Genomic DNA, 18,049 nt, shown 5'->3' with positions numbered 1-18,049 from the left:
CGGGTGGTGCCGACCACCGCCGCCGAGCACGACCGCGCGGTGGCGGCGGCGAGTCACGTACCGCACCTGCTGGCGGCGGCGCTGGTTGCCGGGGTGGCGGACGAACCGCTGGCCGGCACGCTCGCCGCCGGCTCGTTCCGGGACGGGACCCGGGTCGCGGCGACCCGACCGGACCTGGTGGCGGCGATGTCCGGGGGGAACGCGGCGGCGGTCGGCGCGGCCCTGGACCGGGTGCTGGCGGCACTGACCGAGGCGCGGGCCGCGATCGACGCCGACGATCCGATCGCCGCCCTGCGGGACTGGCTGGCCCCGGCGTCGGCGGCCCGTGCCGCCTGGCCGCCCCGGCCGGGCACCGCGCGGGAGCTGCCGGCCCGCAGCGACGACCTGCTGGAACTGGGCCGGGCCGGCGGCTGGGTGGTCGCGGTCGCCCCGAACCGTCGTACGGTGACCGCGGTCAGACCCGTTTGCCCCGCGCCGGCCGGATAACCCGCCGGTCGGTGACGATCGCGGTGATCAGGTCGTACGGGGTGACGTCGAAGGCCGGGTTCACCGCACCGGCGCCCGCCGGGGCGGTCCGGTTGCCCCGGAACGCGAGCACCTCGTCCGGGCCCCGGTCCTCGATCTCGACGTCGGCGCCGGTCGCGGTGTGGTGGTCCACGGTGGACTCCGGGGCGACGACGACGAACGGGATGCCGGCCCGCTGGGCGCCGAGCGCGTGCGCGTAACTACCGATCTTGTTGACGGTGTCGCCGTTGGCGCAGATCCGGTCGGCGCCCAGGATCACGGCGTCAATCTCGCCCCGGGCCATCAGGAACGGTCCGGCGCCGTCGACGGCTACCCGGCACTCGATCCCGGCCCGGCCCAGTTCCCAGCTGGTCAACCGGGCGCCCTGCAACAGCGGTCGGGTTTCGCTCGCCACCACGGCGCCGAGCCCGCCGCGCCGGTGCAGTTCGATCACCACACCGAGCGCGGTGCCGCCGACGACGGCCGCCAGTGCACCGGTGTTGCAGTGGGTGAGCAGCCGGGGGCGGGGCGGGCAGAGTTCGGCGAGCAGGTCGGCGCCGCGTTCGGCCATCGCGGCGGAGGCGGCGATCTCCTCGTCGCGTACGGCCAGGGCGGTGGCCAGGACCGCGTCGGGGCCCTCCGGTAGCCGGTCCGCCGCCCGGCGGGCGCCCCGGGCCAGGTTCACCGCCGTCGGGCGGGCGTTTTCCACCAGCCGTACGGCCGCGGCCGTCGCCACCGGGTCACCGTCGTGCAGCCGGGCGGCCAGGGCCACCCCGAGTGCCCCGGCGACGCCGAGCGCGGGTGCTCCGCGTACGGCGAGGGTCTGGATCGCCGCCACCAGTTCCTCGACGCCGTGCAGTCGCCGTACGGTGAGCCGGTCCGGCAGGGCCGTCTGATCGATGATCTCGACGGCGCCGTCCACCCAGTCGATCGTCCTCATGAGCGGCAAGGCTACGACGCGTGGCCGGAGCCCGGCGCCCGGCCGGTGTGCCGGCTACGGTGAGCTGATGACCGCTCGGGATGCGCTCGCCGATCTGCGCCGGATCGCCTTCCTGCTGGAGCGGGCGAACGAGGCCACCTACCGGGTACGGGCGTTCCGCTCGGCGGCGACGACCCTGGCCGCGCTCCCCGCCGACGAGTTGGCCGCGCGGGCGAAAGTGGGCACGTTGACCGAGCTGAGCGGGGTCGGTGACGTCACCGCCCGGTGTGTGACCGAGTCGCTGGCCGGTGAGGAGCCGGTCTACCTGCGGCGGCTGACCGCGACCGAGGGCCTCGACCTGGACGAGGCGACGGCCGCGCTGCGGGACGCGTTGCGCGGCGACTGCCACACCCACTCCGACTGGTCCGACGGCGGTTCGCCGATCGAGGAGATGGCGCTGACCGCGGTCGATCTGGGGCACGAGTATCTGGTGCTGACCGACCACTCGCCCCGGTTGAAGGTGGCCCGGGGTCTGACGGCGGCCCGGTTGCGGAAACAGCTCGATCACGTGGCGGCGATCAACGCCGCACTGCCCGAGGGGTTCCGGTTGCTCACCGGGATCGAGGTGGACATCCTGGCCGACGGCTCGCTCGACCAGGACGATGAGCTGTTGGCCGAGTTGGACGTGGTGGTCGGTTCGGTGCACAGCGGGCTGTCGGACGAGAAGGCGAAAATGACCCGGCGGATGCTGGCCGCGATCGCCAACCCGCACCTGGACATCCTGGGACACTGCACCGGCCGGATGGTCGCGGGCCGGCCGCCGGGGGTGACCGGGCCGGGGGACCGGGGGCACCGGGCGCGTACCCGCCCGCCGAGCGACTTCGACGCCGACGCGGTCTTCGCCGCCTGCGCCGCGTACGGCAAGGCCGTGGAGATCAACTCTCGGCCGGAGCGGCAGGATCCGCCGAAGCGGCTGATCCGGGTGGCGGTCGAGGCGGGCTGCGAGTTCGCCATCGACACCGACGCGCACGCCCCGGGCCAGCTCGACTGGCAGCGTTTCGGCTGCGAGCGGGCGGCCCGCTGCGGGGTGCCGGTCGACCGGGTGGTCAACGCCCGAACCGCCGACGAGCTGCTGGCCTGGACCGCCGGCCACGCCGGCTGAGCCCTCCCGGCGATCGTCCCGAGGACCGGATCGGCTCAGCGGGAGACGGCTGGATCGGCCGCGCCGACCGGGCGGTCCGGGCGGTCCGGGCTCGGTTCGTCCCACTGCGGGCGGCGGCGCGGGCCACGGAAGATCAGGCGTTGCGACACGGCGACCCCGAGCAGCACGATCACCGCGCCCACCGGCTGATACCAGGCCAGGCGTTCGTGCAGCGCGAGCACCCCGACCAGCACCGCGAAGATCGGGATCAGGTAGGTCACGGTCGAGGCGGTGCTCGCCCCGGCCAGCCGGATCGTCCGCAGGTTGATCACGAAGGCGAGGCCGGTGCCGACCGCGCCCAGCGCGAGCACGCTGGCGATCACGTCGGGCGACAGGCCGGTCGGCGCCGGCGGAGCGCCGGCCACCAGCGGCGCGACGATCGCGAGCTGCACGGTCGCGACCAGCAACTGGCCCGCCGTGAGCGCCAGGCCCGACTCGGGTCGGTCCGCGATAAACCGCTTCTGGTACGGGATGGAGAGCCCGTAACAGACGGCGGCGCCGAAGCAGAAGAGTTGCCCGGTGAACTGTGCCCCGCCCAGTCCCTGCCAGGCGCCGAGCACCACCAGCACCCCGGCGAAGCCGAGGACCAGGCCGGTCGCCCGCCGCGCGGTCATCCGCTCGGTGCGGAACACCAGCACCGCGATCGGCAGTACGACCAGCGGGGTGGTGGCGTTCCAGATGCCCGCGAGGATCGAGGAGACCCGCTGCTCGCCGTACCCGAACAGGGTGAACGGCACGGCGACCCCGACGGTCGCGACCACCGTCAGGTGCAACCACAGGATCGGGTCGCGGGGCAGTCGGTCACGCAGCACGGCCAGCGCCACGAGCAGGGTCAGCGCGCCCGCGCCGGCTCGGCCGAGGGTGACGTAGAGCGGGTGCAGCTCGCGTACGCCGATCTTGATAAAGAGGAAGCTCGCCCCCCAGATCACGGCGACGGCGAGGAAACCCGGCAGCCAGGCGCGTACGTTGCTGTCAGGAGCGGCAGGGGTGTTCACCCCTGACACTCTGCCGCACCGGTCCGACAGAAGTCGCGCGGGTTCCAGACCTCGGGCCGGGCCAATCGGCGACCCGTGGCCTGCCCGGAGGGTTCGGGCGGTGAACGCGGACGGTGGCCGGGACAACCGTCACCGGCAGGCACAAATGGCTCGACCCGGCGGCCGGTCGGTCACGTAGGGTCGGGTCGTGGGACAAATCGATGACCTCGCCAACCGCTACGTGGCCGAGTGGGCGCCGCTGAACCCGACCGGTGCCACCTTCGTCGGCATCACCGGCTACGACGACCAACTCGGCGACCTGTCGCCGCAGGGCTACGCCGCGCAGGCCGAACTCAACCGGCGGACCCTTGCCGAACTCGACGTACTCGAACCGACCTCGGTGTCCGAGCACACCGCGAAGGAGGCGATGCAGGAACGCCTGGGCCTCGAACTCGCCCGGTACGACGCCGGCGAAACCGCCAGCGAGATCAACGTGATCGCGAGCGGTCTGCACGAGATCCGCCAGGTGTTCGACCTGATGCCGACCGAGGGCCCGGAGGCGGTCGCCAACGTCGCCGCCCGGCTCAACACGTTCGCCGCCGCGCTGGCCGACTACCGGACCACGCTGCTCACCGCCGCCGACGCCGGACACGTCAGCCCACGGGCACAGATGATCGAAGTCGCCAAGCAGTGCGACATCTGGACCGACCCGAAGCAGGACAACTTCTTCCACGGGCTGGTCGAGCGGCTCGGCGCCGACGGCACGCTCGCCACCGAACTGCAACGTGGCGCGGCGGCGGCAACGGCGGCGACCGCCGAATTCGGCCAGTTCCTGCGTACCGAGCTCGCACCCCGTGGGCGGGACAAGCAGGCCGCCGGACGGGAGCGGTACCAACTCGCCTCGCAGTACTTCCTCGGTGCCCGGATCGACCTCGACGAGACGTACGCCTGGGGTTTCGACGAACTGGCCCGGCTCGAAGCCGAGATGCGCGCGGTGGCGGCCCGGATCCTCTCCCCCGGCGCGACCGTCGACGAGGCCGTCGCCGCCCTCGACGCCGACCCGGCCCGCTGGATCGAGGGCAAGGAGGCGTTCCGCGACTGGATGCAGAACCTGGCCGACAAGGCCATCGCCGACCTGCACGGCACCCACTTCGACATCCCCGAGCAGGTACGCCGGATCGAGTGCCGCCTCGCCCCGACCAGCGACGGCGGGATCTACTACACCGGTCCCAGCGAGGACTTCTCCCGGCCGGGCCGGATGTGGTGGGCGGTGCCGCAGGGGATCGACCGGTTCTCCACCTGGCGCGAGGTGACCACGGTCTACCACGAGGGCGCACCCGGTCACCACCTCCAGATCGGCCAGACCCAGGTCCGCGCCGAGCTGCTCAACCGCTGGCAGCGGCTGCTCTCCTGGGCCTCCGGGCACGGCGAGGGTTGGGCGCTCTACTCCGAGCGGCTGATGGACGACCTGGGCTACCTCGACGACCCCGGCGACAAGCTCGGCATGCTCGACGGGCAGGCGTTCCGGGCCGCCCGCGTCATCGTCGACATCGGCATGCACCTCGAACTGGAGATCCCGAGGGACAACCCGTTCGGCTTCCACCCCGGGCAGCGGTGGACCCCCGAACTCGGCTGGGAGTTCATGCGCGCCCACTGCCGGGTGCCGGACGAGAACCTGCGCTTCGAACTCAACCGCTACCTCGGCTGGCCGGGACAGGCGCCGGCGTACAAGGTCGGCGAGCGGATCTGGCTCCAGGCCCGTGACGACGCCAAGGCCCGTAGGGGGCCCGACTTCGACCTGAAGCAGTTCCACCTCGACGCGCTCAACCTCGGCTCGCTCGGACTCGACCCGCTGAAGTCGGCACTGGCCCGGCTCTGACCGCCGCGCCGGGCTCCCGCCACGGGTCACCCGCCACCACCGCCGGTACGCCGACCGGGACCATCCCCGGTCGGCGTATCCGGTGGGGGCGCTGTCCGTACCCGGTGGGGGCGCTGTCCGTACCCGGTGGGGGCGCTGTCCGTACCCGGTGGGGGCGCTGTCCGTACCGTGTCGGGGCGTTGTCCGCGCCGTGGCCGGCAGACCGGGGCCGGCGGACTAAAGTATGGACGCGAGCCGCGGGCCGCAGCCGCCGAGGTTCGCGGGCGAAGGAGTTCTGGTGCACCTCACTGATCTACGTGGTCGACGCGTCGCCGTCTGGGGCACCGGTCGGGAGGGCGTCGCCGCGGTCAACACGATCGCCCCGGTCGGCCCGGCCGACCTGGTCACGGTGCAGGACCGGGAAACCTTCCTGGCCCGACCGTGGGAGGGCCGGCTCGCCGAACTCGCCCCGCTGCACACCGGCCCGGAAGCTCTCGACCTGCTGCTGCGCGCGGACGTCGTGGTCCGGTCCCCGGTGATCGGCGAAACCCACCCGTGGATGATCCGGCTGCGCGAACGGGGCGTGACGGTGACCGGCGGCACCGCCCTCTGGATGGCCGACCACGCGCCCACCACCATCGGGGTCACCGGCAGCAAGGGCAAGAGCACCACCACGGTCCTGATCAGCCACCTGCTGACCGCCGTCGGCCAGCCCAACGAGATCGGCGGCAATATCGGCACCGCCGTGCTCGAACTGCCCCCCGCCGACCGGTACGTGCTGGAGCTGTCCATGTACCAGTGCGCGGACCTGCTGGTCTCGCCGCAGGTGGTGGCCCTCACCGCGCTGGTTCCGGAGCACCTCGACTGGGCCGGCAGCGAATCCGAGTACTACCGGCACAAGCTCAACATCGTCGAGCACGGCCCCGGCCGGGTGGTGTTCAACGCCAACGACGAGCAACTCGTCGCACAGCTCGCCGCCCGTCCCGGACTGCCGCTGGTCGCCGCCGGTCGCCCGGACACCACCCACGTGGCGCCCGGACCGGACGGCACCCGCTGGGTGCACCTCGCCGACCGGCCGCTCTTCCCCCGCTCGGCGTTTCCACTGGTCGGACGGCACAACGAGTGGAACCTCTGCGTGGCGCTGTCCGTACTGGAGTCGGTCGGCGTGGACCTGGTGGCGGAGGCCGACCGGCTCGCCGAGGCGGCGGCCGCGTTTCCCGCGCTCGAACACCGGCTGACCCCGATCGAGGACCCGTCCGGCATCACCTTCGTCGACGACTCGCTCTCCACCATCCCGCAGTCGGCGATCCACGCCATCGAGGCGTTCTCCCACCGGCCGCTCACCGTGATCGTCGGCGGCGAGGACCGTGGGGTGGACTACGCACCACTGCGCGACTTCCTCGCCGCGCAGGCCGTCGAGGCGACCCTGATCGGCGTACCGGACAGTGGGCCACGCATTCTCGAAACGGTCAAGGACCTGCCCGGGATCACCACCATCGGTGCGGACGACCTGGTGGAGGCGGTCCGGCTCGGCCGCGTACACACGCCCGCCGGAGGGGTGGTGCTGCTGTCTCCGGCCGCACCGAGCTACGGCCGGTTCGACAACTACGCACACCGGTCACGGGTGTTCCGCCAGGCGATCTCCGACACCGCCGGCTGACCCGGCGACCCGGTCGGCTCCACTACCGGCTCGTACCGGTTGATTTTCGTCCTTTCGGCCGTCGGGCCCGCGTCCATGGTCCAGTAGCGTGAGAGATTCGCGGAGGCGAATCCACCGCAAGCCCATGCGGGCTGTCATCCGGTGCCGCGCTTGGCTACCGTAAACGTCCGGGTCGTGTCACCACGCGGGCTTGCACCGACCCCACCCCCGCCCATCCCCTGATCGAGGTTGCCCTGTGAGCCTGTACGGCGCGAAGAGACCACCCGCAGGCGAGACGCCGACCACCGAGATCGCGGCGGTGCCGCGGCAGGCCAGCGGGCCCGTGACCGGGTCGGCACCCGAGCCGCAGCAGCCGGACCTGATGACCTTCGGCACCCCCGACCACGGCGACGACCCGACCCCGTTCCCGGCCGAGCCGAAGTCCCGCCGTGGCCGACGGACGGCGCTCGTCGCCGGCGGCCTGGTCGCCGCCGTGCTGGCCGCGATCGGCGGCACCGCCGGGTACGCGTACAGCGGGGAGGTGCCGCGCGGCACCCAGGTGCTCGGCGTCGATCTGGGCGGCAAGTCCCGGGAGGCGGCGGCCGCGCTGCTGCGGACCGAGCTGGAACGGCGGGCGGACACCCTCACCGGACCGGTCACCGTGAAGGTCGGCGACCAGACGGCCGAGTTCAAGCCGATCGACGTCGGCCTGGCCGTGGACGTCACCGCCACCGTCGACGCGACGGTCGGCGCCGGTCCGGGGCCGGTCGACCTGCTCTTCAAGTCCCGCACCGTCGAGCCCGTGATCACCGTCGACGCCGGCCTGCTGGACGCCGAGCTGCGCAAGACGGTCGGGCGTACCGGCCGGCCGATGACCCAGCCGTCGATCGTCTTCCAGGGCACCACCCCGAAGCCGAACTACCCGGCTCCGGGCCAGGATCTGGACCCGGAGCAGTCGGCGCAGGCGCTGCGCGGCGGGTGGCTCAGCGGCCAGCCGGTGGTCGTACCGCTGGTCGAGGCGCAGCCGGCGACCACGAAGGAAGAGGTCGACAAGCTCGTCGCCGAACTGGCGAAGCCGGCCGTGGCCGCGCCGGTCACGGTGACCACCGAGAAGGGCTCGTTCAGCATCCCGCCGGCCGCGATCGCGAAGAGCCTGCTGCTCAACGCGGACAAGACCGGCAAGATCGCGCCGGTCGTGGACGAGAAAAAGCTCCAGGCGGCGCTGACCACCCAGCTGGCGAAGGTCGAGGTCAAGCCGAAGGAGGCCACCGTCGGTCTCCAGGGCGGCAAGCCGCAGGTGGTGGCGAGCAGCCCCGGGCACGCGGTGGACACCGCGGCGCTGAGCCGGGACCTGCTGGCGGTGCTGCCGCGCAGCGACGGACGCGAGGTCAAGGGCGTACTCAAGCCGGTCGAGCCGAAGACCAGCACCGACGCGATGGCCAAGTTGGGGATCAAGGAACAGGTTTCCACCTTCACCACCAAGTTCACCGGTGGGCTCTCCTCCCCGCGCAGTCACAACATCGTGACGATCGCCAAGGAGGTGGACGGCGCGGTGGTCAAGCCGGGCGAGACGTTCTCCCTCAACAAGCACACCGGTGAGCGCAGCTACGCGCAGGGCTACAAGGACGCGCCGGTGATCCTGGACGGCAAACTGGTGCCGGGGGTCGGCGGCGGGGCGTCGCAGTTCACCACCACCATCTTCAACGCCACGTACTACGCGGGCCTGGAGGACGTCGAGCACAAGCCGCACTCGTACTGGTTCGACCGGTACCCGGCGGTGATCGAGTCGACGATCTTCTACCCGGACCTGGACTTCAAGTTCCGCAACGACAGCCCGTACGGCGTTCTGATCGACACCTCGTGGACCAACAGCACGATCACCGTGTCGATCTGGGGCACCAAGGTGTACGACAGCGTCAAGACGGTGTACGGCCCGCGCCGCAACATCACCAAGCCGAAGCTGATCCACCTCGATCCCGGTCCGTCCTGCATCGCCACCAGCGGCATCGACGGCTTCACCCAGGACGCCTTCCGGGTCTTCGTCAAGGACGGCAAGGAGCAGAAGCGGGAGAAGTTCTCCTGGCGGTACGACGCCGAGCCCCGGTACGTCTGCGCCAAGAAGCCGAGCTGAACCCGGAACCCATCCCCGAAGGTATGACACAACCGGGATGACATCGAAGCATTGCGATACATCGCTCGGCTTCCATACGCTGCCGGCAACGTGATCTGCGCGCGCCCACAAGGCGCGCCAATCCTTTGCTTGGAGAGGGATCCCATGGTTCGCTGGCGCAAGCTCACCGGCCTGGCGGCCGCCGCGTTGACCGCGGTAACCGTCGGCAGTCTCGCACTGGTCGCACCCGCCGCCGCCTCGGACGGCGGCGTGACTCCGCTGGTCGTCGGCGGCACTCGGGCCGCCCAGGGCGAGTTCCCATTCATGGTCCGGCTCTCGATGGGCTGCGGCGGCGCCCTCTACAGCCCCCGGCTGGTCCTCACCGCCGCGCACTGCGTCGGCGCCACCGGCAACAACACCAGCATCACCGCGACCCTCGGCAACGTCGACCTCCAGGCGTCCAGCCGGATCACGGTCCGCTCCAACTACGTCTACCGGGCGCCGGGTTACAACGGCACCGGCAAGGACTGGGCACTGATCCGGCTGGCCACCCCGGTGACCACCCTGGCCACGCTGCCGATCGCCACCAGCACCGCGTACGACAGCGGCACGTTCACCATCGCCGGTTGGGGTGCCGCCCGCGAGGGTGGACCGCAGCAGCGGTACCTGCTGAAGGCGACCGTGCCGTTCGTCGCCGACAGCACCTGTGACTCCCAGTACGGCGGGGACGTCGTCGTCGCCGAGGAGATCTGCGCCGGCTTCGCCGCCGGTGGCACCGACACCTGCCAGGGTGACTCGGGCGGCCCGATGTTCCGTCGCGGCGCCAACAACGCCTGGGTCCAGGTGGGCATCGTGAGCTGGGGCAACGGCTGCGCCCGCCCCAACTACCCGGGCGTCTACACCCAGGTGAGCTACTTCAGCTCGGCAATCGCCTCGGCCGCCGCGAGCCTGGGCGGCTGACCGTACGCACAGCGGCGGCCGGTCCGGGACGACCTCCCGGTCCGGCCGCCGTTCTCGTGTACGCGACCGGCAACGACACGCTCCTGCCCGGTCGGGGCCACCCGCGCCACTGCGGCCCGAAAGCGCGCCACCCGAAGTCGCCCCGGCTCCCGAAAGCGTGGCACCGGCGGCCGCTCCGGCCGGGCGGGTTCACGGTGCGACGACGTTGCCTCCGCCGCGCCGGCCGCCCCGGCCGGAACGCCGCTGCTGGCTCTCCACCCGGTCCCGGCCGAACGCGTCGAGCCGCCCCCACCGGCCGGGTACGTCGAGCAGCTCGATCCGACCCATGCCCTCGGGTAGGGCGGGGTCGACCACCAGGTGGTCGTCGTGCGGTTCCAGGCCCAGCAGGACCCGGATCAGCATCAGCGGGGTCCCGGCAGACCAGGCGTGCGGGCTCCAGGTGGTCGGGTACTGCACCGGGTACTTGGTCAGTCCCCGGTCGTATCCGGCGAAGAGCTGGGGCAGCCGCCCGTCGAAGTACTGCGAGGCGTCGATGATCGCCTGGGTGATCCGGCCCGCCTCCGCGTCGAAGCCGTACCGTCGCAGGCCGAGGGCGATGAACGAGTTGTCGAACGGCCAGATCGCACCGGTGTGGTACCCGGTGGGGTTGTAGCGCTCCTCCCCTTCGGCGAGGGTGCGGATGCCCCAACCGGAGAAGAGTCGCGGACCCAGCAGGTGTTCGGCCACCCGGCCGGCCCGCGACGGGTCGACAATCCCGCTCCACAGCAGGTGGCCCATGTTCGACGACAGCGCGTCGACCTGGCCACCGTCCGCGTCCAGCGCCAGCGCGTAGTACTCACCGTCGGAGACCCAGAAGTCGCGGTTGAACCGGGCCTTCAGGTCGGCCGCCTCCGCCTCCAGGCGGTCGGCGTAGATCGGGTCGTGCCAGATCCGCCGGGCCAGCCGCGCCCCACGGATCTTCGCGTCGTACGCGTAGCCCTGTAGTTCGCAGGTGGCCAGCGGGAACGACGGCAGCCGCCCGTCCCGGTACGAGATCGAGTCGGGTGAGTCCTTCCAGCCCTGGTTCTCCAGCCCGCTGGCGGTGTTGCGCCGCTCGTACGAGACGTAACCGTTGCCCAGCAGGTCGCCGTACGTGTCGATCCAGTGCAGGGCGGCCCGTGCCTCGTGTTCGAGCCGGCGGACGAGTTCGATGTCGCCGGTCCAGCGCTCGTACTCGTCGAGCAGGATCACGAACAGCGGCGTCGAGTCGGCGGCCCCGTAGTACGGCGAGTGTGGCTCCTCCTCGAACGCCGACGACTCCCCGTACCGGAACTCGTGCAGGATCTTGCCGGGTTCCTTCTCCCGGAAGTCGTCGAACACGGTGGCCTGGGTTGCCGCGAAGGTGTTCAGCGTGCCGACCGCGAGCTGTGGGGTGAACGCCATGGCCTGGATGCAGGTGAGCATGCTGTCCCGGCCGTAGAAGGTCATGAACCAGGGCGTTCCGGCGGCGATCAGGTTCGCGCCGGTGGCCAGGGAGCCGAACTGGAGTGCGGCCAGGTCGATCAACCCCCTCCGGTACGCGGTCGCCAGGGCGGCGTCGTCGCAGCCGAGCTGCGGTGCGCCGGCGAGCCAGGATTCGAGGTCCCGTTGTGTCTCCGGGTTCACCGCGGGGCGGCGCGTTTCCAGGAGTTCCCGGATGTCCTGGCCGCGATGGCCGCCGGGCAGGTACGCGGACACGTACAGCGAGGTGGTCCACTGCCCGTGCGGCTCCAGTCTGAGCCGGAAGGTCATGCCGCGCTCGTCGATGTCGGCCGGGGCGCTCGACGTCACCACCGCTTCCCGTACATAGTCGCCCCGGACGTAGCGGAGCCGCAGGCCGTCGCTCTCGACCACCACGGAGGTGGTGCGTTTTGTGTCCAGCGTCTGCTTGAGTTCGAACACGTCGACGAAGTCGGCCGCCATGTCCAGCCGTACGGTGAACTCGACCGTCTCGCCCCGGTGGTTGAGTACGGTCAACTCCTCCCGCAACCCGCCGATGAGCTGGCGGTGGCGGATCACCGAGACCTTGGCGTCGAGGTAGTGCGTCGGTTCGCCGGGGACGAGGAAGTACCGGGATTCGTAGTACTGGAGGTCGTCGACGGAAAGGGCGTGCAGACGTTCGCCGTTGACGGTCAGTTTCCATTCGGAGAGGAAGCGGAGGTCGAACGAGAACATCCCGGTCGGTACGAGCGGCGACGGCTCGATGTCACCGCGTCCGTCGCTGACGACGAAGGCGTTGCCGGCCAGGATGGTGACGAACTGCTTCACTGCTGCGGCCCCCTATCGCGTCGAACGCGGGTCGAAGGGCGCCCCACCCGGCCAGGATGAACCTCCCCGGCAGGCAGCCTCCCCACTGCCACCCCGCCCACGTCACCCGCACGGGGTGAGCTTGCGCCAGACCGGTCGCATCAGTCCCGTACGTCGCACGGGCCGCCCCGGAGACAGGGGCCGGGAAACAAGTTAGGGCCACCCCGAAGGGTGGCCCTAACTAGAAAGTTGTCCGGCGGCGTCCTACTCTCCCACACCCTCACGAGTGCAGTACCATCGGCGCTGGAGGGCTTAGCTTCCGGGTTCGGAATGTAACCGGGCGTTTCCCCACCGCTATAACCGCCGTAACACTATCGACTTAACAAACAACTCAACCCAAACCACATTTGGGGTGTTGTTCGTTTGTCGGGAATCACACAGTGGACGCGTAGCACCTTAGTAATCAAGTCCTCGGCCTATTAGTACCGGTCAACTCAACCCGTTACCGAGCTTACATCTCCGGCCTATCAACCCAGTAGTCTAGCTGGGGGCCTTACCCCATTTGCATGGGTGGGATACCTCATCTCGAAGCGAGCTTCCCGCTTAGATGCTTTCAGCGGTTATCCCTTCCGAACGTAGCCAACCAGCCGTGCCCCTGGCGGGACAACTGGCACACCAGAGGTTCGTCCGTCCCGGTCCTCTCGTACTAGGGACAGCCCTTCTCAAGTATCCTACGCGCACGGCGGATAGGGACCGAACTGTCTCACGACGTTCTAAACCCAGCTCGCGTACCGCTTTAATGGGCGAACAGCCCAACCCTTGGGACCTGCTACAGCCCCAGGATGCGACGAGCCGACATCGAGGTGCCAAACCATCCCGTCGATATGGACTCTTGGGGAAGATCAGCCTGTTATCCCCGGGGTACCTTTTATCCGTTGAGCGACACCGCTTCCACTCGCAAGTGCCGGATCACTAGTCCCGACTTTCGTCCCTGCTCGACCTGTCAGTCTCACAGTCAAGCTCCCTTGTGTACTTGCACTCAACACCTGATTGCCAACCAGGCTGAGGGAACCTTTGGGCGCCTCCGTTACATTTTAGGAGGCAACCGCCCCAGTTAAACTACCCACCAGACACTGTCCCTGAACCGGATCACGGTCCGAAGTTAGATACCCAAATCAACCAGAGTGGTATTTCAAGATTGCCTCCACCCATACTGGCGTATGGACTTCACCGGCTCCCACCTATCCTACACAAGCTAATTCGGATACCAATGTCAAGCTATAGTAAAGGTCCCGGGGTCTTTCCGTCCTGCCGCGCGTAACGAGCATCTTTACTCGTAATGCAATTTCGCCGGGCCTGTGGTTGAGACAGTGGGGAAGTCGTTACGCCATTCGTGCAGGTCGGAACTTACCCGACAAGGAATTTCGCTACCTTAGGATGGTTATAGTTACCACCGCCGTTTACTGGCGCTTAAGTTCTCAGCTTCGCCCCGAAGAGCTAACCGGTCCCCTTAACGTTCCAGCACCGGGCAGGCGTCAGTCCATATACATCGAATTACTTCTTCGCATGGACCTGTGTTTTTAGTAAACAGTCGCTTCCCCCTGCTCTCTGCGGCCATACAACGCTCCACCCGCAAGGGGCTTCACGTCTCCGGCCCCCCTTCTCCCTAAGTTACGGGGGCAATTTGCCGAGTTCCTTAACCACAGTTCGCCCGATCGCCTCGGTATTCTCTACCTGACCACCTGTGTCGGTTTGGGGTACGGGCCGCTAAGAACTCGCTAGAGGCTTTTCTCGGCAGCATAGGATCACTGACTTCACCTGAATCGGCTCGGCATCACGTCTCAGCCTATATGCGTCGCGGATTTGCCTACGACACGGCCTACACGCTTACCCCGGCACAACCACCGGCCGGGCTCAGCTACCTTCCTGCGTCACCCCATCGCTTGACTACTACCCACCAGGTTCCCAGAATCAACCACCAAAACCCGAAGGCCCCAGCAGAATCAAATGGTTAGCACAATGAGGTTCACCACGGACGCTCTTTCGCGGGTACGGGAATATCAACCCGTTGTCCATCGACTACGCCTCTCGGCCTCGCCTTAGGTCCCGACTCACCCAGGGCGGATTAGCCTGGCCCTGGAACCCTTGGTCATCCGGCGGAAGGGTTTCTCACCCTTCTTTCGCTACTCATGCCTGCATTCTCACTCGTGCCGCGTCCACAACTGGATCACTCCGCTGCTTCACCCGCGGCACGACGCTCCCCTACCCATCCACACACCTGCACGCGCCCTCGAAAGAACACGCGAAGTAAAATATGAATGCCACAGCTTCGGCGGTGTACTTGAGCCCCGCTACATTGTCGGCGCGGAACCACTTGACCAGTGAGCTATTACGCACTCTTTAAAGGGTGGCTGCTTCTAAGCCAACCTCCTGGTTGTCTATGCGATCCCACATCCTTTTCCACTTAGCACACGCTTAGGGGCCTTAGCTGGTGATCTGGGCTGTTTCCCTCTCGACTACGAAGCTTATCCCCCGCAGTCTCACTGCCGCGCTCTCACTTACCGGCATTCGGAGTTTGGCTGATTTCGGTAAGCTTGTAGGCCCCCTAGATCATCCAGTGCTCTACCTCCGGCAAGAAACACGCGACGCTGCACCTAAATGCATTTCGGGGAGAACCAGCTATCACGGAGTTTGATTGGCCTTTCACCCCTAACCACAGGTCATCCCCCAACTTTTCAACGTTGGTGGGTTCGGCCCTCCACGCGGTCTTACCCACGCTTCAGCCTGCCCATGGCTAGATCACTCCGCTTCGGGTCTAGGACACGCGACTGAACGCCCTATTCAGACTCGCTTTCGCTACGGCTACCCCACACGGGTTAACCTCGCCACATGCCACTAACTCGCAGGCTCATTCTTCAAAAGGCACGCCGTCACCCCTAAAGGCTCCGACGGATTGTAGGCGAACGGTTTCAGGTACTATTTCACTCCCCTCCCGGGGTACTTTTCACCATTCCCTCACGGTACTAGTCCGCTATCGGTCACCAGGAAGTATTTAGGCTTACCAGGTGGTCCTGGCAGATTCACGGCAGATTACAGGGGTCCGCCGCTACTCGGGAACATCCACAGAAGACCAGCCACTTTCACCTACCGGACTCTCACCGTCTACGGTTGGCTTTCCCACACCATTCGGCTAGCAACTGGTTTTATAACTTCTCGACCCAATGTCAGTTGAATCAGCAGAGTCCCACAACCCCAACCACGCAACCCCTGACAGGTATCACACGCAGCCGGTTTAGCCTCAATCCGCTTTCGCTCGCCACTACTCACGGAATCACATTTTGTTTTCTCTTCCTACGGGTACTGAGATGTTTCACTTCCCCGCGTTCCCTCCATACACCCTATGTGTTCAGGTGCAGGTGACAGCACATGACTGCTGCCGGGTTCCCCCATTCGGACACCCTGGGATCACAGCTAGGTTGACAGCTCCCCCAGGCCTATCGCGGCCTCCCACGTCCTTCATCGGCTCCTGGTGCCAAGGCATCCACCGTTCGCCCTTGACAACTTGACCACAAAGATGCTCGCGTCCACTGTGCAATTCTCAACAAACGACCAACCCACAACCCACAACCACCACACCAAACCCCACCACCCAAAAAACCAGGCTCCGGAGATCCGTTTGCAGCGACAGGCCATGCCTGGCAACCCGAAACAACAAACACACAGTGTTTGTTCCTTCAGGACCCAACAGGGTGCTCATCATCCACCACCAGCCGCACCACCAACCACACTCCCACCACGATCCAAAGACCGCAGCTGTACTAGCGATTGAGTAGCCGTTGCCAGCCGTGAACTCACCAGTGTCTCCGCCATCTGAGCACCCCACCACCACACTCGGGCGATGCGGGCTCCTGACCCACCTTCGTGGGCAGGTGCTCCTTAGAAAGGAGGTGATCCAGCCGCACCTTCCGGTACGGCTACCTTGTTACGACTTCGTCCCAATCGCCAGCCCCACCTTCGACGGCTCCCTCCACAAGGGTTGGGCCACCGGCTTCGGGTGTTGCCGACTTTCGTGACGTGACGGGCGGTGTGTACAAGGCCCGGGAACGTATTCACCGCAGCGTTGCTGATCTGCGATTACTAGCGACTCCGACTTCACGGGGTCGAGTTGCAGACCCCGATCCGAACTGAGACCGGCTTTTTGGGATTCGCTCCACCTCACGGTATCGCAGCCCATTGTACCGGCCATTGTAGCATGCGTGAAGCCCTGGACATAAGGGGCATGATGACTTGACGTCATCCCCACCTTCCTCCGAGTTGACCCCGGCAGTCTTCGATGAGTCCCCGCCATAACGCGCTGGCAACATCGAACGAGGGTTGCGCTCGTTGCGGGACTTAACCCAACATCTCACGACACGAGCTGACGACAGCCATGCACCACCTGTGAACGGCCCCGAAGGACCCGACATCTCTGCCGGATTTCCGCCCATGTCAAACCCAGGTAAGGTTCTTCGCGTTGCATCGAATTAATCCGCATGCTCCGCCGCTTGTGCGGGCCCCCGTCAATTCCTTTGAGTTTTAGCCTTGCGGCCGTACTCCCCAGGCGGGGCGCTTAATGCGTTAGCTGCGGCACAGAGAACCGGAGAGGCCCCCCACACCTAGCGCCCAACGTTTACAGCGTGGACTACCAGGGTATCTAATCCTGTTCGCTCCCCACGCTTTCGCTCCTCAGCGTCAGTATCGGCCCAGAGACCCGCCTTCGCCACCGGTGTTCCTCCTGATATCTGCGCATTTCACCGCTACACCAGGAATTCCAGTCTCCCCTACCGAACTCTAGCCTGCCCGTATCGGCTGCAAGCCCGCGGTTGAGCCGCGGGATTTCACAGTCGACGCGACAAGCCGCCTACGAGCTCTTTACGCCCAATAAATCCGGACAACGCTCGCACCCTACGTCTTACCGCGGCTGCTGGCACGTAGTTGGCCGGTGCTTCTTCTGCAGGTACCGTCACTCTCGCTTCGTCCCTGCTGAAAGAGGTTTACAACCCGAAGGCCGTCATCCCTCACGCGGCGTCGCTGCATCAGGCTTCCGCCCATTGTGCAATATTCCCCACTGCTGCCTCCCGTAGGAGTCTGGGCCGTGTCTCAGTCCCAGTGTGGCCGGTCGCCCTCTCAGGCCGGCTACCCGTCGTCGCCTTGGTAGGCCATTACCCCACCAACAAGCTGATAGGCCGCGAGTCCATCCCAGGCCGAAAAACTTTCCACCACCAGTCATGCGACCAGCAGTCATATTCGGTATTAGCCCCCGTTTCCGAGGGTTATCCCAAAGCCTAGGGCAGGTTACTCACGTGTTACTCACCCGTTCGCCGCTCGAGTACCCCGAAGGGCCTTTCCGCTCGACTTGCATGTGTTAAGCACGCCGCCAGCGTTCGTCCTGAGCCAGGATCAAACTCTCCAACAAAAATCCTTGGAAAAAATGTCCCGACAACAAAAAAGTTGCCAAAGGAATCCAACCAAACCAACCTGTCCCCAAAAGAACAAGCAAGCCGGCCGGGGTAAAATCATAATTGGCACTGGCTTATCAAGCACCCTGTTGAGTTCTCAAAGAACAAACACACACCGAAC

9 protein-coding genes and 3 rRNA genes are annotated in these 18,049 nt (G+C 67.2%); 6 read left to right on the top strand and 6 right to left on the bottom strand.

All coding sequences use genetic code 11. From position 1 onward, the window contains the following. Positions 1–3: 3 nt before the first annotated feature. A complete protein-coding gene (locus tag OG792_RS00060) occupies positions 4–486 on the top strand; it encodes a prephenate dehydrogenase dimerization domain-containing protein (RefSeq protein WP_329111011.1) in 483 nt (160 codons plus the stop codon). On the opposite strand, the gene mtnA is transcribed toward OG792_RS00060, so the two are convergent. Next, a complete protein-coding gene (gene mtnA / locus OG792_RS00055) occupies positions 455–1,444 on the bottom strand; it encodes an S-methyl-5-thioribose-1-phosphate isomerase (protein WP_329106125.1) in 990 nt (329 codons plus the stop codon). The genes OG792_RS00060 and mtnA overlap by 32 nt on opposite strands. 67 nt (positions 1,445–1,511) lie before the next feature. On the opposite strand from mtnA, the gene OG792_RS00050 reads away from it, so the two are divergent. Further along, positions 1,512–2,585 (top strand): PHP domain-containing protein, encoded by a 1,074-nt coding sequence (locus OG792_RS00050; RefSeq protein ID WP_329106123.1) that lies wholly within the window; start codon positions 1,512–1,514, stop codon positions 2,583–2,585. 35 nt (positions 2,586–2,620) lie between these two features. On the opposite strand, the gene OG792_RS00045 is transcribed toward OG792_RS00050, so the two are convergent. Beyond that, positions 2,621–3,619: a DMT family transporter gene (locus OG792_RS00045; protein WP_329106121.1), complete on the bottom strand. Its 999-nt coding sequence runs from the start codon at positions 3,617–3,619 to the stop codon at positions 2,621–2,623. Positions 3,620–3,806: 187 nt separating this feature from the next. On the opposite strand from OG792_RS00045, the gene OG792_RS00040 reads away from it, so the two are divergent. From OG792_RS00040 to OG792_RS00025, 4 genes are all read left to right on the top strand, one after another. Further along, on the top strand, positions 3,807–5,477 hold the full coding sequence (locus tag OG792_RS00040) for a DUF885 domain-containing protein (RefSeq protein WP_329106119.1): 1,671 nt from the start codon (positions 3,807–3,809) through the stop codon (positions 5,475–5,477). A 277-nt stretch (positions 5,478–5,754) separates the two neighbouring features. Next, positions 5,755–7,116: a UDP-N-acetylmuramoyl-L-alanine--D-glutamate ligase gene (gene murD / locus OG792_RS00035; protein ID WP_329106117.1), complete on the top strand. Its 1,362-nt coding sequence runs from the start codon at positions 5,755–5,757 to the stop codon at positions 7,114–7,116. Positions 7,117–7,351: 235 nt separating this feature from the next. Continuing rightward, complete coding sequence (locus tag OG792_RS00030; protein WP_329106115.1) at positions 7,352–9,226, top strand: VanW family protein; 1,875 nt, start codon at positions 7,352–7,354, stop codon at positions 9,224–9,226. A gap of 144 nt (positions 9,227–9,370) precedes the next feature. Further along, complete coding sequence (locus OG792_RS00025; protein ID WP_329106113.1) at positions 9,371–10,165, top strand: S1 family peptidase; 795 nt, start codon at positions 9,371–9,373, stop codon at positions 10,163–10,165. Between the two features lie 189 nt (positions 10,166–10,354). On the opposite strand, the gene OG792_RS00020 is transcribed toward OG792_RS00025, so the two are convergent. The 4 genes from OG792_RS00020 to OG792_RS00005 form a co-directional block, all read right to left on the bottom strand. After that, entirely contained in the window at positions 10,355–12,451 is a 2,097-nt protein-coding gene (locus tag OG792_RS00020) for an amylo-alpha-1,6-glucosidase (protein WP_329106111.1), read from the bottom strand. A 230-nt stretch (positions 12,452–12,681) separates the two neighbouring features. Further along, positions 12,682–12,798: ribosomal RNA gene (gene rrf / locus OG792_RS00015) — 5S ribosomal RNA — on the bottom strand. A 91-nt stretch (positions 12,799–12,889) separates the two neighbouring features. After that, positions 12,890–15,998, bottom strand: a 23S ribosomal RNA gene (locus OG792_RS00010). 372 nt (positions 15,999–16,370) lie between these two features. Continuing rightward, positions 16,371–17,885 (bottom strand): 16S ribosomal RNA (locus OG792_RS00005). Together the 16S, 23S and 5S rRNA genes form the textbook arrangement of a ribosomal RNA operon. Positions 17,886–18,049: the final 164 nt, after the last annotated feature.

The sequence above is a fragment of the Micromonospora sp. NBC_01699 genome (genome assembly GCF_036250065.1).
Taxonomy (GTDB): domain Bacteria; phylum Actinomycetota; class Actinomycetes; order Mycobacteriales; family Micromonosporaceae; genus Micromonospora_G.
The sequence above is the reverse complement of the archived record's forward strand: the minus strand, read 5'-3'. Positions and strand labels throughout refer to the sequence as shown.